23 protein-coding genes are annotated in these 19,198 nt (G+C 47.8%); 4 read left to right on the plus strand and 19 right to left on the minus strand.

The features are described from left to right. Window positions 1-19: 19 nt before the first annotated feature. From KQY15_RS13750 to ilvC, 4 genes are all read right to left on the minus strand, one after another. Window positions 20-1,039 (minus strand): Fe(3+) ABC transporter substrate-binding protein, encoded by a 1,020-nt coding sequence (locus KQY15_RS13750; RefSeq protein ID WP_217670105.1) that lies wholly within the window; start codon window positions 1,037-1,039, stop codon window positions 20-22. A gap of 94 nt (window positions 1,040-1,133) precedes the next feature. Then, window positions 1,134-1,946: a TlpA family protein disulfide reductase gene (locus tag KQY15_RS13755; RefSeq protein ID WP_217670107.1), complete on the minus strand. Its 813-nt coding sequence runs from the start codon at window positions 1,944-1,946 to the stop codon at window positions 1,134-1,136. A 10-nt stretch (window positions 1,947-1,956) separates the two neighbouring features. Further along, the gene (locus tag KQY15_RS13760; RefSeq protein WP_254795715.1) at window positions 1,957-2,391 is read right to left on the minus strand and encodes a methylglyoxal synthase; all 435 of its coding nucleotides are present in this window, start codon (window positions 2,389-2,391) and stop codon (window positions 1,957-1,959) included. A gap of 165 nt (window positions 2,392-2,556) precedes the next feature. Then, window positions 2,557-4,038 (minus strand): ketol-acid reductoisomerase, encoded by a 1,482-nt coding sequence (ilvC, locus tag KQY15_RS13765; protein WP_217670109.1) that lies wholly within the window; start codon window positions 4,036-4,038, stop codon window positions 2,557-2,559. 207 nt (window positions 4,039-4,245) lie between these two features. Between ilvC and ilvY the strand changes: the two genes are divergently transcribed. Then, window positions 4,246-5,130: an HTH-type transcriptional activator IlvY gene (ilvY, locus tag KQY15_RS13770; RefSeq protein ID WP_217670111.1), complete on the plus strand. Its 885-nt coding sequence runs from the start codon at window positions 4,246-4,248 to the stop codon at window positions 5,128-5,130. A 60-nt stretch (window positions 5,131-5,190) separates the two neighbouring features. On the opposite strand, the gene KQY15_RS13775 is transcribed toward ilvY, so the two are convergent. The 8 genes from KQY15_RS13775 to zapE form a co-directional block, all read right to left on the minus strand. After that, window positions 5,191-5,601, minus strand: a complete 411-nt coding sequence (locus KQY15_RS13775; RefSeq protein ID WP_254795716.1) for a ClpXP protease specificity-enhancing factor — start codon at window positions 5,599-5,601, stop codon at window positions 5,191-5,193. A gap of 8 nt (window positions 5,602-5,609) precedes the next feature. Further along, window positions 5,610-6,248: a stringent starvation protein SspA gene (gene sspA / locus KQY15_RS13780; protein ID WP_217670115.1), complete on the minus strand. Its 639-nt coding sequence runs from the start codon at window positions 6,246-6,248 to the stop codon at window positions 5,610-5,612. Between the two features lie 77 nt (window positions 6,249-6,325). Further along, a complete protein-coding gene (locus tag KQY15_RS13785) occupies window positions 6,326-7,063 on the minus strand; it encodes a cytochrome c1 (protein ID WP_217670117.1) in 738 nt (245 codons plus the stop codon). Further along, window positions 7,063-8,337 carry a cytochrome b gene (locus KQY15_RS13790; protein ID WP_217670119.1) on the minus strand — a complete coding sequence of 425 codons (1,275 nt, stop codon included), beginning with the start codon at window positions 8,335-8,337 and terminating at the stop codon, window positions 7,063-7,065. Before KQY15_RS13790 ends, KQY15_RS13785 begins: the two co-directional genes overlap by 1 nt. Next, entirely contained in the window at window positions 8,337-8,927 is a 591-nt protein-coding gene (petA, locus tag KQY15_RS13795; RefSeq protein ID WP_217670120.1) for a ubiquinol-cytochrome c reductase iron-sulfur subunit, read from the minus strand. The genes KQY15_RS13790 and petA overlap by 1 nt, the downstream gene beginning before the upstream one ends. A gap of 274 nt (window positions 8,928-9,201) precedes the next feature. Next, window positions 9,202-9,594 carry a 30S ribosomal protein S9 gene (rpsI, locus tag KQY15_RS13800; RefSeq protein ID WP_097112381.1) on the minus strand — a complete coding sequence of 131 codons (393 nt, stop codon included), beginning with the start codon at window positions 9,592-9,594 and terminating at the stop codon, window positions 9,202-9,204. Between the two features lie 12 nt (window positions 9,595-9,606). Further along, window positions 9,607-10,035 carry a 50S ribosomal protein L13 gene (gene rplM, locus KQY15_RS13805; protein ID WP_217670122.1) on the minus strand — a complete coding sequence of 143 codons (429 nt, stop codon included), beginning with the start codon at window positions 10,033-10,035 and terminating at the stop codon, window positions 9,607-9,609. 216 nt (window positions 10,036-10,251) lie between these two features. Next, window positions 10,252-11,343 carry a cell division protein ZapE gene (gene zapE, locus KQY15_RS13810; protein WP_217670124.1) on the minus strand — a complete coding sequence of 364 codons (1,092 nt, stop codon included), beginning with the start codon at window positions 11,341-11,343 and terminating at the stop codon, window positions 10,252-10,254. A gap of 123 nt (window positions 11,344-11,466) precedes the next feature. Here zapE and KQY15_RS13815 point away from each other — a divergent pair, with 123 nt between their 5' ends. The 3 genes from KQY15_RS13815 (at window position 11,467) to KQY15_RS13825 (ending at window position 14,539) form a co-directional block, all read left to right on the plus strand. After that, on the plus strand, window positions 11,467-11,913 hold the full coding sequence (locus tag KQY15_RS13815) for a Z-ring associated ZapG family protein (RefSeq protein WP_217670126.1): 447 nt from the start codon (window positions 11,467-11,469) through the stop codon (window positions 11,911-11,913). Window positions 11,914-12,005: 92 nt separating this feature from the next. Next, window positions 12,006-13,358, plus strand: coding sequence for a Do family serine endopeptidase (locus tag KQY15_RS13820; RefSeq protein ID WP_217670127.1), 1,353 nt, complete (start codon window positions 12,006-12,008; stop codon window positions 13,356-13,358). 194 nt (window positions 13,359-13,552) lie between these two features. After that, on the plus strand, window positions 13,553-14,539 hold the full coding sequence (locus tag KQY15_RS13825; protein ID WP_254795717.1) for a trypsin-like peptidase domain-containing protein: 987 nt from the start codon (window positions 13,553-13,555) through the stop codon (window positions 14,537-14,539). Window positions 14,540-14,577: 38 nt separating this feature from the next. Here the strand turns inward: KQY15_RS13825 and murA are convergent, their stop codons facing one another. From murA to mlaF, 7 genes are read right to left on the minus strand one after another with little or no spacing between them, the layout of a single operon-like run. Further along, on the minus strand, window positions 14,578-15,837 hold the full coding sequence (gene murA, locus KQY15_RS13830; protein WP_217670129.1) for a UDP-N-acetylglucosamine 1-carboxyvinyltransferase: 1,260 nt from the start codon (window positions 15,835-15,837) through the stop codon (window positions 14,578-14,580). Window positions 15,838-15,844: 7 nt separating this feature from the next. After that, window positions 15,845-16,102, minus strand: coding sequence for a BolA family protein (locus KQY15_RS13835; protein WP_217670131.1), 258 nt, complete (start codon window positions 16,100-16,102; stop codon window positions 15,845-15,847). An 8-nt stretch (window positions 16,103-16,110) separates the two neighbouring features. Then, window positions 16,111-16,404 (minus strand): STAS domain-containing protein, encoded by a 294-nt coding sequence (locus tag KQY15_RS13840; RefSeq protein WP_217670133.1) that lies wholly within the window; start codon window positions 16,402-16,404, stop codon window positions 16,111-16,113. A 4-nt stretch (window positions 16,405-16,408) separates the two neighbouring features. Next, window positions 16,409-17,083 carry an MlaC/ttg2D family ABC transporter substrate-binding protein gene (locus KQY15_RS13845; protein ID WP_217670135.1) on the minus strand — a complete coding sequence of 225 codons (675 nt, stop codon included), beginning with the start codon at window positions 17,081-17,083 and terminating at the stop codon, window positions 16,409-16,411. A 2-nt stretch (window positions 17,084-17,085) separates the two neighbouring features. Continuing rightward, window positions 17,086-17,550, minus strand: coding sequence for an outer membrane lipid asymmetry maintenance protein MlaD (gene mlaD / locus KQY15_RS13850; protein WP_097112372.1), 465 nt, complete (start codon window positions 17,548-17,550; stop codon window positions 17,086-17,088). Between the two features lies 1 nt (window position 17,551). Then, window positions 17,552-18,334 (minus strand): lipid asymmetry maintenance ABC transporter permease subunit MlaE, encoded by a 783-nt coding sequence (gene mlaE / locus KQY15_RS13855; RefSeq protein ID WP_217670137.1) that lies wholly within the window; start codon window positions 18,332-18,334, stop codon window positions 17,552-17,554. Beyond that, window positions 18,331-19,122: a phospholipid ABC transporter ATP-binding protein MlaF gene (gene mlaF / locus KQY15_RS13860; RefSeq protein ID WP_217670241.1), complete on the minus strand. Its 792-nt coding sequence runs from the start codon at window positions 19,120-19,122 to the stop codon at window positions 18,331-18,333. The genes mlaE and mlaF overlap by 4 nt, the downstream gene beginning before the upstream one ends. Window positions 19,123-19,198 lie beyond the last annotated feature (76 nt).

Consider the following 19,198-nt stretch of genomic DNA (forward strand, 5'->3'; position numbering starts at 1 on the left):
TACTGGATCTGGCTGCTGACTAGCGCCAGCCTGCGCGATCCATTACCCTGATAGCTTCGGCATTAAGCTCACCCAGTTTATCCAGATTCAACTTATCGGCTTTAAAATCGCCCATGTTCTGCAATAAGTCACTGGCTTGCACCCCGGTAACCACCGGGTATTCATGGTTAGTCTCGGCATACCATTGCTGGGCCTGCTCAGTAACCATATATTCCAGCAAGCGCACGGCGTTGTCTTTGTTAGGGGCATAAGCTGCCACCCCAGCACCGGAGATATTGACATGAACACCATTACCCTGCTGATCTGGCCAGAATACTTTTACTTTTTCGGCAACCGAGCGCTGCTCGTCATCCGCCAGCATGCCGCCTAAATAATAGGTGTTGGCAATGGCGATATCACATACACCGCTTGCTGCCGCACTAATCTGGTCTCTGTCACCACCGCGGGGCGGCCTGGCAAAATTAGCTACCAGACCTTTTGCCCACTGTTCAGCGGCAGCTGCACCTTCATGAGCAATTAAGCCGGCAACCATGGATTGATTATAAATATTATCAGACGAGCGAATGCAAATGCGGCCACGCCATTTCGGGCTGGCTAAATCAGCATAAGTTGATAATTCTTCCGGTTTAACTTTACCCGGTATGTACATAATGGGTCTGGCCCGCATGGTTAAACCATACCACTGGCCGGCAGGGTCCCGCAGTTGCTCCGGGATGGCCGTGGTTAACTTTTCTGAATCTATACTTTGCAACACACCTTGTTGTTTAGCCCGGTATAGCCGGCCAACATCTGTGCTGATTAAAATATCTGCCGGGCTGTTACGCCCCTCACTGGCCAGCCGGCTGATTAGCTCGTCCGGTTTACCAGTAATTAAATTAACCTTGATACCGGTTTGATCACTGAATTTATCGAGCAGGGGCTTGATTAACTCTTCCTGCCGGGCCGAATAGATATTTACTTCATCAGCAAAAGCTGAGGCTGCGCCCAGCAAGGCACTGGCAAGGGCAGAAATAACTAACAGTGTCGGTTTTATTCGCATAAAGGCCTACTCCAACGTTGGGTAACATGCAGGGTTGCTATATAACCACAAACGCGAATTATTCTCAATAAGTTTCCGATCTATATTTCACTAATTATTCTGAGGTAACACCGAGTTGCTGCAGGCTTTGCGCCAGGCTGGCGGACGACAACTCTCCCATATGGCTTTGTATTAACTGGCCTGCCGGGTCAAAGTACAAAGTAACTGGTAGTCCATGTGCGCCAAGCTGAGTGGCTAACAGGCCTTGCCGGTCCAGCAGCAAATGTTGAAAGTCCAACCCGGCCTGCTGCAAGTATTGCTGCACAGTTTCAGGATGCTCGCGTTGATTAAGCAGCACAAAACGCACATCAGGATAGTCTTGCTCGGCTTGTTGCAGTACCGGCATCTCACGCCGGCACGGCGGGCACCAGGTAGCCCACAGATTCACTACTGTTAACTGGCCTGCTCCCAGCTCAGCCAGATTGACGCTGTCACCGTTAAGTTGCTGAAAACTGATGGCAGGCAATGCAGCCTGCTGCCGGCCAACATAAATAACCGAACTAAAAGCCCCAAACAGCATAGTTACCGTTAATACTCCGGCCAGCAATGCCTGACGCTGTTGCCGGCGGCGCCATAGCAGCCAGCTGGCAATCAACAGCGCCGCCAGCAGTGTGGCGGTCGTATCAAAACCCCGATCCCGGATATCCAGCATTTGCCAGAACGAATCGTAACTGTCCGCGAAACGAGCCACAAACACCAACCGGCCAAACAACAGGCTACCCAGCAAAATGGTTAACAGCGGATCAGTAACCGACACCTTATACTTCCGACCCACCAGAGCAGCAACCAGTAAGCCAACCAGCACACTGATCAATAGTAACAATGGCGTAATAGGCAATGCCAGGGGGCCAAGACTTACTGCAGTCATACTTGCTCCCTTAGTCTTTACTCATACGCTGGTTATGCTTTGAAAAATCCGGCACTTCACGCTGGTAATCCTGCTGGTACAGGCTGGAGTGAATAATAAAATCGGCGGTAGCACGGTTACAGGCCACCGGAATATTCCACACCACGGCTAAGCGAATTAATGCTTTAACATCAGGGTCGTGTGGCTGGGATGATAACGGATCCCAAAAGAAAATCAGCCAGTCTATCTTTTGCTCGGCGATTAACGCGCCAATTTGCTGATCGCCGCCAATTGGTCCACTCGCCATACACTGCACCGGTTGCTTAAGCGCATCGCTAATCAGTTTACCGGTAGTCCCGGTCGCAATTAAGTTTTTGTCAGCAAAAAACGCTTTATGTTTGCCAATCCATTCTAATAACGTGGCTTTTTTACCGTCGTGCGCCACCAGTGCTATATTTTTCATCATACGTCCCGCGTTAAAGATTTAGTTGACCTTACACCCAAAAAAAAGCCCCGACAAGCGGGGCAAAACAACCAAGGTCCACGTATAACATCGTTATTGGTCTGGCGTTAACCGAAGCACTGCTTGCTAATTAACTGCCATTAACCACTTCATTCTTTTTGCTGCAGTTTAGCCTGCTTCCACAATTCGTTTCATGGCTGTCATATAGCCACGTAATTTTTTACCGACTACTTCTACCGGGTGCTGCCGAATTGCGTCATTTACTGCAATCAGCTTCAGGTTATCGACACCGGTTTGGCTCTGGCTTAACCCTTTGCCAATGTAATCACTGCTTAAACTGTTCACTTTGTCGCGCAACAACGGCACTGCTGCATGCGCGAACAGGTAATTACCGTATTCTGCTGTATCTGAAATAACCACATTCATTTCATACAAACGCTTGCGGGCGATAGTATTAGCAATTAGCGGCGTTTCGTGCAGCGATTCGTAGTAGGCCGACTCGGCAATAATACCGGCGTCCACCATAGTTTCGAACGCCAGTTCAACCCCGGCTTTTACCATAGCGACTAACAAGATACCGCGGTCGAAATATTCCTGTTCAGCAATTTTCTCAGCTGAAACCGGTGCCTGCTCAAAGCCACTTTCGCGGGTTTGCTCGCGCCAGGTCAGCAGGTTTTTATCATCATTGGCCCAGTCGGCCATCATGGTGCGGGAAAACTCACCGTTGATAATGTCGTCCATATGCTTTTCAAATAACGGCCTGAGCGTTTCTTTTAGCTCTTCTGCTAAATCGTAGGCTTTAATCTTGGCCGGATTACTCAGCCTGTCCATCATATTAGTAATGCCACCGTGCTTCAGCGCTTCGGTTACTGTTTCCCAGCCATATTGAATTAACTTGGCTGCGTAACCGGCTTCAGTGCCTTCTGCAACCAGTTTATCAAACGCCAGAATGGCACCTGTTTGCAACATGCCGCACAGGATGGTTTGCTCACCCATTAAATCTGATTTAACTTCGGCAATAAACGACGACTGCAATACGCCAGCGCGGTCACCGCCAGTGGCAGAAGCATAAGCTTTAGCTACTGCTAAACCCTGACCTTTAGGGTCATTTTCTGGGTGAACTGCAATTAATGTTGGCACCCCAAAACCGCGTTTGTATTCTTCCCGCACTTCAGTACCCGGGCATTTCGGTGCCACCATCACTACTGTAATATCAGGCCGTATTTGCTTGCCTTCTTCCACAATATTAAAACCGTGCGAATAAGCCAACGTGGCGCCTTGCTTCATTAATGGCATAACCGCATCAACCACGCTGCTATGCTGTTTATCCGGTGTCAGGTTTAATACCAAATCAGCCTGTGGAATTAACTGCTGATAGGTGCCTACCGTAAAACCATTGCTGCTGGCCTTCTCAAATGACGCGCGCTTTTCACTTATCGCTTCTTCGCGCAGGGCATAGCTGATATTTAAACCAGAGTCACGCATATTCAAGCCCTGGTTTAATCCCTGAGCACCACAACCAACAATAACTATGTTCCAGTCTTTGATAAAATTACAGCCATCGCTGAACTCACTTTTATCCATAAAGCGGCACTGGCCCAGCTGTTGCAACTGCTGGCGTAAACTTAAGGTATTAAAATAATTACTCATACAATTTCTCAGAATTCATTTTAGCGGATAAGCACGGCTTACCTTACGCATCTCTGACTTGCCAACCATAACCAATCCCGATGACTGATTAATGACAGTAATGGCTCAGTAGCTTGCGTTAATAAGTTAATGGTAGTCGCTGCAATCTATTGCGTGAAGTGATATATTTACAAGTCTGTATTTCATATTTTGCAATCATGGTTTGTCATGGATATTCGCAGCGCCCAACTATTTCTGCACTTAGCTTCCAGTTTGAACTTTGCTAAAACCAGCGAACAGATGTATGTCAGTCCGTCTACCCTGACCAGAGTGATCCAGCGACTGGAAGATGAGCTTGGCACTTTGTTGTTTAATCGTGATAAGCGTTCAGTGCAGCTGACCCGGGAGGGAGTGCGAGTGCAACAGTTTGTCCGGCTTTGGCTGGATGAATGGCATCAATTGCAGCTTGATTTACAGTTGGCCAGTGCGGAGCTAACCGGGGAGATCAGGCTATTTTGTACGGTAACTGCCAGCTACAGTCATTTGCCGGCCATTATGGATAAATTCCGGCTGCAATGCCCTAAGGCTGAAATTAAATTAACAACCGGTGATGCGGCAATGGCGTTTGAAAAAATCAAAGCCGGTGAAGTTGATATTGCCTTAGCTGCCTATCCGGCTCAGCTTCCCGCCAACATGATTTTTCAACGTATCGCCCAGCTGCCGGTCTGGCTTATTGCGCCGGTTATTCCATGCAAAGTAAATGACTTACTCTCTTCCTCCCCGATTAACTGGAATGACATACCATTAGTGCAATCTGACCATGGCCCGGCCCGTTCCCGATCAGACAGGTGGCTGACTGACTGCAATATTAAACCCGAGGTTGCTGTAAAAGTCGACGGCCACGAGGCAATGGTATCAATGGTAGCGTTAGGTAGCGGTGTCGCAGTGGTTCCTGAGCCGGTTATTAATCATAGCCCGGTACGTGACAGAGTACGGGTTCTGAATATCAGCTACCAGTTTCAACCATTTGAGCTGGGGGTATGTATGCTTGGTAAAAAATTAGAGCAACCTCTGCTGCAGGCATTCTGGCAATTGGCCGCAGCAAAAAAATAAAGCTGCCCGGGGCAGCTTTATTAACAACAACTTTTTTAAGGTAAACTTTAGCAAAATTGTTTATTTAACCACTTTAAGATGGCTGCCTTTCTTTGGCTTAGGCGGCTCTGGGGTATCATCATCGTCAAAAGGTTCCGCAAATAACTCTGCGTCATCTTCTTCCTCTTCCAGGGTAAACACCGTACCTGCACCATTTTCTTTGGCATAAATAGCTAAAACTGCTTTTACCGGAATATGTAACGCAAAAGGCTGGCCGCCAAAACGGGCATTAAAGGTAATTGCATCATTACCCAACTGCATATTACCAACGGCTGAGGGCAGCACATTCAGCACTATCTGGCCATTCTGGACAAACTGTTGCGGTACTTTTACCTGCGGATAGCTGGCATCTACCACCAAATACGGCGTACAGTCGTTATCAACTATCCATTCGTAGAACGCCCGCACTAAGTACGGACGATTTGGTGACATTGCCGCCATTACAACCGCATCCCGCGCCGGATTTCCCGCTCAGCTTCAGTCAGTGAAGCCTGAAACGCATCACGTTCAAAAATCCGCGCCATGTAATTTTTCAGCTCTTTGCTACCCGGGCCCTGGAACTCTATACCCAGTGATGGCAAGCGCCACATCAGTGCCGCCATATAGCAGTCAACCAACCCAAATTCTTCACTCATGAAAAATGGGGTTTCGTTAAACAGTGGTGCCAAAGACAGCAAACCTTCTTTTAGCTCCTGACGGGCGTTATCAGCATCGTCAGCATTGGTTAACACTTTATCAGCCAGGCTGTACCAGTCATTTTTTATCCGGTACATCATCAACCGCGCCTGGCCACGGGCAACCGGATACACCGGCATCAGTGGCGGATGCGGAAAACGCTCGTCCAGATATTCCATAATAATGTCGGCCTGATACAGGGCCAGTTCACGGTCAAGTAATGTCGGCAAGCTGCCGTACGGGTTAACTTCGTACAAGTCTTCTGGCAGGTTGTCCTGAGCTACCTGAAGGATATCAACAGTTACGCCCTTTTCAGCCAGTACAATACGCACCTGGTGACTGTACATATCATCAATAGCTGTGAAAAGTGTCATCACAGGGCGTTTATTGGCAATGATCGCCATTTATTCCTCCGGTAAAATAAAAAACGGCAAAGGGGCGCTAAGGCCCCTGGTATTTCAATACTAGTTAAATCAACTAATTAGTGAACATCTTTCCAGTATTCTTTCTTAAGCAGATAAGCCAGCACAAAGAAAATCAACAAGAAGATCATAACTTTGTAACCCAGGGCATGGGCTTCGAGCTTGGTTGGCTCACCAACATATTCCATGTAGTTTACCAGATCTGCGATAGCACGATCATACTCTTCTTCACTCAACTCACCGCTACCATCAGTTTTGATGCCAACATAAACCTGCTTAGGCTCGCCATCAACCAGGCGGGTTTCGTAAGTTTTGCTGGGCACACCCTGCAATTCCTGCAAAACGTGTGGCATGCCTACCATCGGAAACACTTCGTTGTTCACACCAAATGGCCGGCTGTCATCAGCGTAGAAAGCACGCAGATAAGTATACAACCAATCCGGGCCACGTACCCGGGCTACATTGGTTAAGTCTGGTGGCGTGGCCCCAAACCATTTTTCACCGTCTTTAGCCGACATATTATTGGTAATATGATCACCGACTTTTTCACCGGTAAACATCAGATGTTCCATCCCCAGCTCTTCCGGAATGTCCAGATCGGCAAAGGTACGGGAGTAACGCTGGTACTGCATCTGGTGACAACCCAGGCAATAGTTCTGAAATATCCGGGCGCCATTTTGCAGCGACGCCTTATCGGTTAAATCAATAGGCGCTTTATCCAGTGGTACTGCCGGGCCCGCTGCTATGGCCAGTGAGGAAGCTAATAATGCAACAGCAGACAATAACGTTTTCATCATCAGGTAACCCTCACTGGTAATGGCTTGGTATTTTCATTCTTGCTGTAGAAAAACAATAAGACGAAGAACCCAAAATAAGTAAACGAGAAAATCTGAGCCAGCAAGGTATATACACCTTCAGCAGGCAGCACACCCAACACACCCAGGGCGACAAAGCTGATACAGAAATTAATCAGGTTAACTTTGTGCAGGCCGCTGCGGTAACGCACTGAACGAACCTTGCCACGGTCCAGCCACGGTAACAACGCCAATGCCACAATGGCAGCAAACATTGCTACAGCTCCCATAAACGGGTGTGGAATTGCCCGCAAAATGGCATAGAACGGCGTAAAGTACCAAACAGGTGCAATGTGCTCAGGTGTTTTCAACGGGTTAGCCGCTTCAAAATTTGGTGGTTCCAGGAAATAACCACCGCCTTCTGGCAGGAAGAATATTACCCAGGCAAAAACTAACAGGAAGCCAGCGACGCCCACCAAGTCTTTTACGGTGTAGTAAGGGTGGAACGGAATGGCATCAACAATCACTTTCTTACCACCACGGGTAAAGTACTGGTGGAAGGTAAACTTTTTATCCGCTTCAGTTTGTTCAACCGTGCCATCGTTATCTCTCTTAATGTCGATACCGTCCGGGTTATTCGATCCTACTTCGTGCAGCGCCATTATGTGTAAAAACACCAGAATAACCAGCACCAGTGGCAGAGCAATAACATGCAAGGCAAAGAACCGGTTTAAAGTGGCACCGGATATAACGTAGTCACCACGGATCCACAGCGTTAAATCTTCGCCGATAAACGGAATAGTACCGAAGATACCGATAATAACCTGCGCACCCCAGAAAGACATCTGGCCCCATGGTAATAAGTAGCCCATGAACGCTTCAGCCATTAACACCAGGAAAATTAACATACCGAAAATCCACAGTAGCTCCCGTGGCTTCTGGTAAGAGCCATACATCATGCCACGTAGCATATGCAGGTAGACGACAACGAAGAAAGCTGAGGCACCGGTCGAGTGCATATAGCGAAGCAACCAACCATAGTCGACATCACGCATGATATATTCAACAGAAGCAAAAGCGCCCTCTGCTGACGGTTCATAATTCATGGTTAACCAGATACCGGTAACAATCTGGTTTACCAGGACCAGCATGGCCAGGGAGCCAAAAAAGTACCAGAAATTAAAGTTTTTTGGTGCCGGATACTGCATGACATGCAGGTTCATCTTATCCATAAAGGGTAAGCGGTATTCAATCCAGCTCATCAGATTTTTAAACATCAGACAGCCCCCTCATCTTCGCCAACCACAATGGTTTTGTCATCGATAAACATATGTGGTGGCACCACTAAATTGGTAGGTGCCGGCACGCCCTGAAATACCCGGCCTGCCATATCGAATTTAGATCCGTGGCAAGGGCAGAAAAAGCCGGCGCGAATACCCTCAACCTGAGCAGAGAAATCATTGGGCAGGTAAGTAGGTGAACAACCAAGGTGGGTACAAATACCCACGGCAACGAAAATTTCAGGCTTAATCGAACGATGTTGGTTCTGAGCATACGCAGGTTGCTGCTGCACTTCTGAGCCTGGATCACGCAGCTTGCTTTCTGTTTCTGCCAGCTGCTGCAGGGTTTCTTCAGTGCGTTTTACAATCCACACTGGCTTTCCCCGCCACTCAACCCGAATTAGCTGCCCTGGTTCAAGTTTGCTTATGTCTGCTGTTACGGCAGCACCGGCTTGTTTAGCCCGCTCACTCGGATTCCAGGATGCAATAAAGGGTACAGCCACTCCTACAGCACCCACGCCTCCCACTACTGAGGTAGCAATGGTAAGGAAGCGGCGGCGACCATGATCTACAGGCGCGTTGCTCATCCACTCATCTCCACATTAAACGCTTAACTTAAAATAAATTTAAGCGGCTGAATTCCAGCAATTATTATAAGTTTAAAAAATAACGCCGATCATAATGAAAAGCCCTGCTTTACACAAGGTTTAAGGTGGGATCAATAACTAATATATCGGGATCCGGCCGGTTTAAACAGCAACAAAGCGTTACAGTTCAGGGCTTGCAGCCCTAATACATTTTAAAAACAATAAACATAAAAAAACCCGGCATAAAAGCCGGGTTTCTGGTACCTGTAGCGAATTAACGCTTTGAGTACTGTGGACGTTTACGTGCTTTACGCAGACCCACTTTCTTACGTTCAACTTTACGTGCATCACGCGTTACGAAACCTGCTTTACGCAGTGCCGGACGCAGTGACTCGTCAAACTCCATCAGTGCACGGGTGATACCGTGACGGATAGCACCGGCCTGACCGCTGATACCACCACCTTTAACAGTGATGTAAAGGTCGAATTTTTCAACCATATCAACCAGTTCTAACGGCTGTTTTACTACCATGCAGGCAGTTTCACGGCCGAAGTACTCGGTCAGAACGCGCTGGTTGATAACGATGTTACCTGAACCAGCTTTTAAGAAGACGCGGGCCGTTGAGCTTTTACGACGACCAGTTCCGTAGTATTGATTCTGTGCCATGTTATGCTCCGATTAAATATCTAAAATTTGCGGTTGCTGAGCAGTGTGTTGATGCTCTGCGCCAGCGTAAACTTTTAACTTACGGAACATAGCGCGGCCTAATGGGCCTTTTGGCAACATACCTTTAATAGCAGTTTCCAGAACCATTTCAGGTTTTTTCGCGATCAACTTCTCAAAGCTGATTTCCTTGATACCACCTGGGAAACCAGTGTGCGAGTAGTACATTTTGTCTTTCGCTTTGTTACCAGTAACCGTTACTTTCTCAGCATTGATAACGATGATGTAATCACCGGTATCTACGTGAGGAGTATACTCTGGCTTATGCTTACCACGTAAACGAGCAGCGATTTCAGTTGCGATACGACCCAGTGTTTTACCGTTTGCATCAACAACGTACCAGTCGCGTTCTACGCTTTCTGGCTTTGCAGTAAAAGTTTTCATCTAAACCTATTCCAAATAAACTTAAGTTACACCTAACATTGCGCAGGGCTGTTGCTAACAATGTCGTAATCGCACCCCTTCGAGTACAAAAACTACCGGGCTAACGGCAGTATAAGGCTGTAACGTAGGCCGGGCGCGGATTATATATTAAACAATTACAAAGATCAGCCCTGTTACTGAAAAAATATCAGAAATGTTGCAGATTGTTGTTCTGGGCTATGGCAAATGAGGTGACGCCAGATAATCGCGCGATTGCATTTCCTGTAACCGGCTGATACAACGTTTAAACTCGAATTCCAGAATACCCTGGCTGTAAAGCTGCTCAAGTTCTACTTCGGCAGAAATAATCAGCTTAACCTGGCGCTCGTAAAACTCATCGACCAGCGCGATAAACCTCCGGCTGACATCGTCGTTGTGTCGCCCCATTGGCTTTACCCCGGCCAGTAACACCGTGTGATAACATTTACTCAGCTCCATATAATCGTATTGGCTGCGAGCACTTTCACATAAGGTGTTAAAGGTAAACCAGACTATACCATCAGCCTCTGCGACAGCGCTGAGCTTGCGGTTGGCAACTTCTATCTGACAAGCAGTCTGACGAGGCTCTACCGACAACGCCATAAAATACTGCTGCAGGTTTTGTTCCGCTTGTTCATCAAGTGGATAGTGATATATCTCTGCCTGCTCCAGCGTGCGCAGCCGGTAATCGATACCACTGTCAACATTGAAAATCTGACAATGCTGTTTAATCAGCGTTATTGCCGGTAAAAAACGGGCTCGCTGCAAACCGTTACGATATAAACCGTCAGGCTCAATATTTGATGTTGCAACCAGGGTAATGCCCCGGGCAAATAAAGCCTGCATCAGGGTACCTAAAATCATGGCATCGGTAATGTCCGATACAAAAAACTCGTCAAAGCAAATAATATCGGTTTGTTGTTTAAAATTGTCAGCAACCTGTTCCAGTGGGTTTTTCACGCCTTTCAGGGCTTTCAGGTCTTCATGCACCCGGTGCATAAAACGGTGAAAATGAATTCTCATTTTACGCTGGGTAGGTAAACACTCATAAAAGGTGTCAACCAGATAGGTTTTACCACGGCCCACCCCACCCCAGAAATACAACCCGGTAAGAGGCTTAACCTCAGGGGTTCCGGATATCAGTTTCTGCCACCAAGACTGGCGTTGCGGTAACTTCTTCACAAAATCATCGTAAAGCCGCTGCAGCTGCTTTACCGCATATTCCTGCGCCGTATCATGGTGAAAATCGGGTCTGGCTAAGTCTTGCTGATATTTTTCAGTTGGCGTCATGGTCTGTGATTAGAAACTTTATTGGTTTAGCAGGCAAAACAGGCGATAATAATAACATGCCTTACCACTCACGCTAAGAAGTTAAGGTACACTGGTTGCAGAATTTACTATTGAGGAGTTGATATGGATCTCACATTTGCCCTGGCGGGCCTGGCAGTTGGTTTGATTGTAGGGGCAATTCTGGCCAGGCTATACAGTTTAAAGCAGTTTAACAGCCACAAACTGCAGCAAGAACTGGACGCAAGTCGCCAGCAATTAAGCCAGTACCGGCAGGATGTCTCACAGCATCTGGATGTGACCAATCAATTAATGACTCAGTTGCAGGACAATTACTCCCGGATTGCCCGCCATGTGCAGCAATCCAAGATGCAGTTAGTTGAACAGCCTGCGGCAACCAAAAATTCTGATTTAAATTACTTGTCTACAGATACCGCCGCCCATATTAAACAGTCATTGCATCAGATTGATGAAAAACGCCGGGTATATTCAGCTATTGATGAACAGCCACGCGATTATTCCGGTGAAGCCAGCGGTCTGATTAAAGAGCGAAAAGTCAGCAAACCTGAGTAATACTTCGTTACAAAACGCCCGAAACTTAACGCTGAACTTTTTCTACGCCATAACGTTCTTAGTCGCATGCAAGTAAAGGAGACTATTACGCAATGAAAATGAAATTGTCTGTGTTACATGCTGCCGTGCTGGCGGCAACTTTAGCGGTACCGGCAAGTTCTGTGCAGGCTGCCCTGCCTTTTTTTAATTCTGATAAACAGGAAATGCCGACTCTGGCGCCAATGCTGGAGAAGGCAACCCCTGCAGTTGTCCATATTTCGGTGGAAGGCAGCCGGGAAGTTCGGCAGCGGATCCCCGACGCCTTTCGCCATTTCTTCGGCCAGCGTGGTCAGGGCGAGTTACGTCAGGAACGACCATTCAGTGGTCTTGGTTCCGGGGTAATTATCGATGCCGGTAAAGGCTATATTGTTACCAATAACCACGTAGTACAGGACGCCGATAAAATTCATGTCCGCTTAAAAGATGGTCGCAGCTTTGACGCTAAAAAACTGGGCGCTGACCCACAAAGTGATATAGCCCTGCTGCAAATTGAAGCAAAAAATCTGGTACAAATTCCATTGGCCGACTCGGACAAGCTGCGGGTCGGTGACTTTGCTATCGCCATTGGCAACCCCTTTGGTCTTGAGCAAACGGTAACCTCAGGCATTATCAGCTCGCTTGGCCGCAGTGGGCTCAATATGGATGGTTTCGAAGACTTTATTCAAACCGATGCTGCCATTAACAGCGGTAACTCCGGCGGTGCCCTGGTAAACCTGCGCGGCGAGCTAGTTGGCATTAATACCGCTATCCTTGGCCCTAATGGCGGTAATGTCGGTATCGGTTTCTCCATTCCATCGAATATGATGAAAAATCTGGTTGATCAAATTCTGGAGTTTGGCGAAGTTCGACGTGGCAGCTTGGGTATCCGCGGATTGGATTTAAACGCTGAACTCACCGAAGCAATGAACCTGAGTATTAGCAGGGGCGCCTGGGTAAACGAGGTCCTGCCTGATACTGCTGCGGCAGAAGCCGGCATCAAAGCCGGAGATGTGATTATCAGCATGAATGATAATCGTATTAATAGCTTTAACGAACTTAGGGCTAAAATTGCCACACTTGGTGCAGGGCGTAAAGCAGAGCTTGGTATTTTACGCGATGGCAAAGAACGTAAAGTCAGCGTGACGTTGCGTCAGGCTGAACCTGCCCGGGTTGCAGCCAATGAACTTCATCCGATGTTACAGGGCGCCACACTGAATAATAGCGACAAAGGCGTAGAAATCACTGAGCTTGCCAGTGGTTCAGTAGCAGAGCAGGTTGGTCTTCGCCAGGGCGATATTATTACCGGCGTTAACCGGCAACGGGTTACCAACCTGGCAGAACTGCGGCGAATTCTGGAAGGCCGGCAAGGCGTTGCCGCGCTGTATATCCGCCGTGGCAATGATGACTTGTACATTCTGCTCAGATAGATGAAATTAGCTTAAGCAGTAGCTAAGTGGCTACTGCTTAAGCACAATAAGTGCTATGCTAGTTGCACTTATTGATATGTTACCAGACTGCTGCTGTGCGAAATTTTCTGCTATTCCTCCTTAAAAGTATTGCTTATGGCCTGGCGCTGGCATTGGTTATTTTATTGTTTTTGCCAAATGTAACAGGCATAAGCTTGCCTAGCTGGCAAAACAATTCTGAACAGGCAGAGCCGGCTCCGGTTTCTTATGCCCGGGCGGTAAGAAAAGCCGCTCCTGCCGTGGTAAATGTTTACACCCGCAGCAGAGTCATTGACCCCCGTGGCTTTCAGCCGCGCTCTATTGAGCGCCAGGAACTGGGATCCGGCGTTATTATGAGTGCCAAGGGATATATCTTAACAAATCATCATGTCGTATCGGGTGCGGACCATATCGAAGTGGCACTGCAGGATGGCCGTTGGCTGGAGGCAGTATTAATAGGCCAGGACGTCATATCAGATTTAGCAGTGCTCTATGTCGAAGCTGACAACCTTCCCGTTATTCCCCAGGACACCGAACTCGACCCGCAAGTGGGTGATGTAGTGCTTGCAATAGGTAACCCACTGAATCTGGGGCAGACCATTACTCAGGGTATTATCAGCGCAAACGGCAATACTGGCCTGAGTTCGCGTGGCTATATCGATTTTATGCGGATGGACGCTGCTATAAATAAAGGCAACTCTGGTGGTGCGCTTGTTAACACTAATGGCACTTTAGTTGGTATTAATGCAGCCGCGTTTCAGTTACAGAACCAGGAGATTCAGGGTATTTTCTTCGCTGTGCCCTACCAGCTGGCACAAAATATTATGCATAAACTGATTAAACATGGTCGGGTAACCCGCAGTCATTTGGGTGTATCCGGTGATGCGGTGGTTAATGCTGCCGGCGACAGACTGGTGTCAACCGGTCAGAAAATGTATGGTCTGGCACTAACTGCCATTAATCCGGGTGGCCCAGCCGACCTGGCTGATTTACAAATTGGTGATGTTATTCTGAAGATTGCCGGCGAGCAATTCTCTGACACCCGTCAGGCATTAAATCTGATTGCAGAAACTGCCCCTAACACTGAACTAATGCTGACCATTGATCGCAATGGTCAGATTATAGAAGTGCCTACAATTGTCCGGGAACTGCGTCGCGGTTAATGACCCACGGCTTTGCTGCCTGGTATACACACCTCAGGTCAGGCAGCGTTTATCCGCTCAATTTTAGCACCCAGTTGTTGTAACTTGTGCTCAATCCGCTCGTAGCCACGATCGATATGATAAATGCGCTCTACCAGCGTCTGACCCTCGGCAACTAAACCGGCTATCACTAAACTGGCCGAGGCTCTTAAATCGGTGGCCATCACCTGTGCAGCCATCAGTTTCGGGCTGTGCTGGCACACGGCAGTATTACCTTCAAGCCGGATTTTCGCTCCCATTCGCTGCAACTCCGGTACATGCATAAACCGGTTTTCAAAAATGGTTTCTGTAACCACACCTACCCCCTCTGCAACCACATTCAGCACAGTAAACTGAGCCTGCATATCGGTTGGAAAGCCGGGGTGTGGTACAGTTTTTACGTCTACTGACGTCAGTTTGCGGCCTGTCATATTCAGCCGGATCCAATCCGCACCAGTGGTAACCTCAGCCCCCGCTTCACGTAGTTTCTCAAGCACCACTTCTAACTCTGAAGGATCCGCATGGGTGCATGTGACATCGCCACCTGTAACGGCAGCCGCAACCAGAAAAGTGCCGGTTTCAATTCGATCCGGCAATACCCGGTGCGTTCCACCATGCAAGCTGTTGACACCTTCAATCCGGATTGTATCAGTACCGGCACCACTAATTTTTGCACCCATTGTATTCAGGTACACCGCTAAGTCGACAACCTCAGGTTCCCGCGCTGCATTTTCAATGGTAGTAGTGCCGTCAGCCAGCACTGCCGCCATCAGCAGGTTCTCAGTACCGGTTACACTAACCATCTCCATAATAATATGAGCGCCCTTTAAACGGCTGGCCCGGGCTTTAATATAACCGTTTTCAACCTGGATCTCGGCGCCCATCTTGCGCAGGCCATCAATATGCAGATTAACCGGCCGCGCACCTATAGCGCAGCCGCCGGGTAAGGATACTTCGGCCTGGCCAAACCGGCTGAGCAACGGTCCTAGTGCCAGAATTGACGCGCGCATGGTTTTAACCAGCTCGTACGGTGCATACTGGTTGCTTATCTGACCGGCATCCACGGTAACACTGTTGGTGTCTAACGATAATTTGGCCCCGAACAACTGTAACAACTGATAGGTGGTTTCAATATCTTTCAGTCTGGGTACGTTGGTTATCGTGCTGGGCTTTTCAGATAAAATACTGGCGAACAGAATGGGTAATGCGGCGTTTTTTGCACCGGAGATAATTACCTCACCTTGCAAAGGGCCACTGGCAGTAACGCGGAATTGTTGCATATTATTCTTACACAGGTGGGTTTAAAAGTTTTTCTCTGCGCCATTGTTCCGGCGTAAAGGCCTTAATGCTAACGGCATGAATAGTGCCATCAGCAATTGCACTCATCAGCGGTGCATAAATCATTTGCTGTTGTTTTACCCGGCTGACATCGGCAAAACAGCTACCTACTGCCGTAACCGAATAATGCGATCCTTCGGAGCGCACATAAACTTCTGCCAGTTGCAACTGTTCTGTCAACAGCTGCTCAATTTGTTTAGTCTCCACACTACACCTTAATCTGTTATCGGTAGCAGGCTTGTCACACCACTGACTTTGGCTAACGCCAGTAATTGTGCCGGTACCTCAATGAATTCTAACTGCAGGTTCTGCTTACGAGCCTGGCCAAGCTGCTGGATTAACCAGGCTAATCCCGCTGAGTCTACATTGCTTAGGGCAGAAAAATCAAAGATTACCTTGCCACTGAGGCTATTTAACAGTTTAAAAGGTGAATATAGCATTAATGTGTCGCGATTCAGTTCACCACTGAACCGCAATGTATTTTCATCTTTAGCAATATTGAGTGACACGGTGTTACTCCGGCACTTTAATGGGTTCTTTTGATTTTTCCAGCAATAGCTCGGTAACCCGGGCGACACCCTGCTGCCGGATCAAGTTGCTCAGTTCAGCTCGTTTGCTGTCCAACAATGAGATCCCTTCTGCGACCATGTCGTATACCAGCCAGTGCTCAGAACCACGATTGCGGCGCAGTTTAAAGTCGATGGTAATATCAGGCTTGCCCGGATCAATCACTCTGGTTTTTATGGTCATAATGCTTTGGTTTTCTGGCGGCCGGGCTGGTTGAATAATGACTTTTTGATCACGGTAATAAGTTAATGCACCAGCATAAGAGGCAACCATATAGTCCTCAAAGGCGGTAACGAAATTTTCGAACTCTTCTTTTGGCAGCTCACGTAAATTGACTGAACGGCCAATAACCGTCAATGCCGCGTAACGGCTGTCGACATAAGGCACAAGCTCTTCATTAACAATGACCCGTAAATGCTCTTTATCCTTCGCAATAAGTTCCTGATCTCTGGCAATCCGCTGAAAGGTTTTGTCAGCTACAACTTCCATCATTTTAAAGGGGTCGCTGTACTGCTCAACCTGTTGTGCCGCTGCGTTTTGTTCTGGCTCATTGCTAAACGCGGCGAGTGGTGCCGCCGCTAGTGCGACCAGTAATATGGCACTGCCCGATAATGTTTTCACGGTTAATTCCCCCGGTTAAATAAGAACTGGCCAATAAGCTCTTCCAGCACAATCGCAGAGCGCGTGTCTTGTATCGAATCGCCGTCAGCCAGAATTTCAACTGTTTCATCAATAAAGCCCGGTTGCAGGCCAAGATATTGCTCACCAAGCAAACCGGATGTCAAAATAGCAACTGAACTGGTTTCAGGAAAATTACTATACTGTTCGTTAATTTCCATTTTTACCACCGGTGTGTAATACACCGTATCCAGATCAATAGACGCAACCCGGCCGACTACTACACCGCCCACTTTTATTGGCGAGCGAACCTTTAACCCACCTATATTTTCAAACTTAGCGTACAACACATAACTCTCACCTGAACCACTTACCCCGGCATTTGCAACTTTTAATGCCAGCATCAGAAATGCGGCTACAGCCAGTACAATGAAAGTGCCTACTAAAATTTCTATTTTCCGTGTGGTCATTTTATCCACCAAACATTAATGCAGTTAATATAAAATCAAAACCCAGTACAGTGAGAGAAGCCGTAACCACTGTCTGTGTTGTTGCCCTGCTGATCCCCTCAGAAGTGGGTATAGCGTCGTAACCTTTATGTAATGCTATCCAGATAACGATGACAGCAAAAACAAAGCTTTTAATTACCCCATTCAGCACATCCTGATACAAATCGACATTCGCCTGCATGGTCGACCAGTAACTACCGGCATCTACACCCAACCAGTCAACGCCAATTAAATGGCCACCAAGAATACCTACGGCATTAAACACCAACGCCAGTAAGGGCATACTGACAACGCCCGCCCAGAAACGCGGGGCAATAATCCGTCTTAACGGATCCACAGCCATCATTTCCATGCCAGATAATTGCTCAGTGGCTTTCATCAAGCCAATTTCTGCTGTCAATGCACTACCCGCCCGACCAGCAAATAATAATGCTGTGACCACCGGGCCAAGCTCACGCAGCAGGCTCAGAGCCACCAGCGGCCCCAGCATGCCTTCGGCACCAAATTTAACCAGCACCGTATAGCCTTGTAATGCCAGCACCATACCGATGAACAAGCCCGACACCACAATTATCAGTAACGACAACACACCAATTACATATAACTGCTTAATAAACAGCGGGAAACCCTTGCGGAAATCTGGCTTACCTACCAGCGCACCGAACAGCATTAAACCTGAACGGCCAAAACCCGCCACATTATCTATCGTGCTACGTCCGAGTTTCTGCAATTTATCTGAAATCACCTGACGGACTCCATTAAGTCATCTTCATAGGCATTGGCCCGATAATGAAATGGCACTGCACCGTCCGCTTCTCCTTTTAAAAATTGTTGAACCAACTCAGATTTATCCTGCCGCAACTGCTCTGGCGTGCCATGGCCTATGACCTTTTTCTCAGCAACGACATAAACATAATCCGCAATACTCATTACTTCTGTTACGTCATGTGAGACCACTATTGACGTTAAACCGAGTGCATTATTAAGTTCTTTAATTAAACGAACAATCACCCCCATTGATATTGGGTCCTGCCCGGCAAAGGGTTCATCATACATAATCAACTCGGGGTCAAGTGCTATGGCTCTTGCCAGTGCAGCGCGCCTTGCCATGCCCCCCGAAAGTTCAGCCGGCATAAGGTCGCGGGCGCCCCGCAAGCCCACAGACTCAAGTTTCATTAAAACAATTGTCCGGATTAACGATTCCGGCAGCCTGGTATGCTCGCGAATGGGAAAGGCAACATTGTCAAACACCGACATTTCGGTAAACAAGGCGCCGCTTTGAAACAACATGCTCATTTTCTTGCGGGCCTGATATAAATCAGCCCGTGACAACGCAGGAATATCCTGGCCATCAAATAATATCTTGCCATTGTCAGGTTTCAGCTGGCCCCCGATTAACTTGAGCAACGTGGTCTTGCCAATACCGCTGGGGCCCATAATTGCTGTCACTTTACCACGACGCACCTGCATGCTCATACCGTCGTATATCAGATTATCACCACGGGAAAAGCTTAAATGCTGGATATCAACCATAATATCGGACAAATTGGACTCCATCTGAAAACAACCGCTTTTGCGATTTTACCGAACCTGGCACTAAGCTTGTCAA

Source organism: Arsukibacterium indicum (genome assembly GCF_019100565.1).
Taxonomy (GTDB): Bacteria; Pseudomonadota; Gammaproteobacteria; order Enterobacterales; family Alteromonadaceae; genus Alishewanella; species Alishewanella indicum.

Excerpts from the sequence above, each read along its gene's own strand:
- murA (WP_217670129.1), bottom strand. The coding sequence starts at position 15,837 with ATGCAACAATTCCGCGTTACTGCCAGTGGCCCTTTGCAAGGTGAGGTA.
- ilvC (WP_217670109.1), bottom strand. The coding sequence starts at position 4,038 with ATGAGTAATTATTTTAATACCTTAAGTTTACGCCAGCAGTTGCAACAG.
- KQY15_RS13815 (WP_217670126.1), top strand. The coding sequence starts at position 11,467 with ATGGATCTCACATTTGCCCTGGCGGGCCTGGCAGTTGGTTTGATTGTA.
- rpsI (WP_097112381.1), bottom strand. The coding sequence starts at position 9,594 with ATGGCACAGAATCAATACTACGGAACTGGTCGTCGTAAAAGCTCAACG.
- ilvY (WP_217670111.1), top strand. The coding sequence starts at position 4,246 with ATGGATATTCGCAGCGCCCAACTATTTCTGCACTTAGCTTCCAGTTTG.
- KQY15_RS13790 (WP_217670119.1), bottom strand. The coding sequence starts at position 8,337 with ATGTTTAAAAATCTGATGAGCTGGATTGAATACCGCTTACCCTTTATG.
- mlaF (WP_217670241.1), bottom strand. The coding sequence starts at position 19,122 with ATGGTTGATATCCAGCATTTAAGCTTTTCCCGTGGTGATAATCTGATA.
- sspA (WP_217670115.1), bottom strand. The coding sequence starts at position 6,248 with ATGGCGATCATTGCCAATAAACGCCCTGTGATGACACTTTTCACAGCT.
- KQY15_RS13785 (WP_217670117.1), bottom strand. The coding sequence starts at position 7,063 with ATGATGAAAACGTTATTGTCTGCTGTTGCATTATTAGCTTCCTCACTG.
- petA (WP_217670120.1), bottom strand. The coding sequence starts at position 8,927 with ATGAGCAACGCGCCTGTAGATCATGGTCGCCGCCGCTTCCTTACCATT.
- KQY15_RS13820 (WP_217670127.1), top strand. The coding sequence starts at position 12,006 with ATGAAAATGAAATTGTCTGTGTTACATGCTGCCGTGCTGGCGGCAACT.
- rplM (WP_217670122.1), bottom strand. The coding sequence starts at position 10,035 with ATGAAAACTTTTACTGCAAAGCCAGAAAGCGTAGAACGCGACTGGTAC.
- KQY15_RS13760 (WP_254795715.1), bottom strand. The coding sequence starts at position 2,391 with ATGATGAAAAATATAGCACTGGTGGCGCACGACGGTAAAAAAGCCACG.
- KQY15_RS13750 (WP_217670105.1), bottom strand. The coding sequence starts at position 1,039 with ATGCGAATAAAACCGACACTGTTAGTTATTTCTGCCCTTGCCAGTGCC.
- KQY15_RS13775 (WP_254795716.1), bottom strand. The coding sequence starts at position 5,601 with ATGTCACCAAATCGTCCGTACTTAGTGCGGGCGTTCTACGAATGGATA.
- KQY15_RS13755 (WP_217670107.1), bottom strand. The coding sequence starts at position 1,946 with ATGACTGCAGTAAGTCTTGGCCCCCTGGCATTGCCTATTACGCCATTG.
- zapE (WP_217670124.1), bottom strand. The coding sequence starts at position 11,343 with ATGACGCCAACTGAAAAATATCAGCAAGACTTAGCCAGACCCGATTTT.
- mlaD (WP_097112372.1), bottom strand. The coding sequence starts at position 17,550 with ATGACCACACGGAAAATAGAAATTTTAGTAGGCACTTTCATTGTACTG.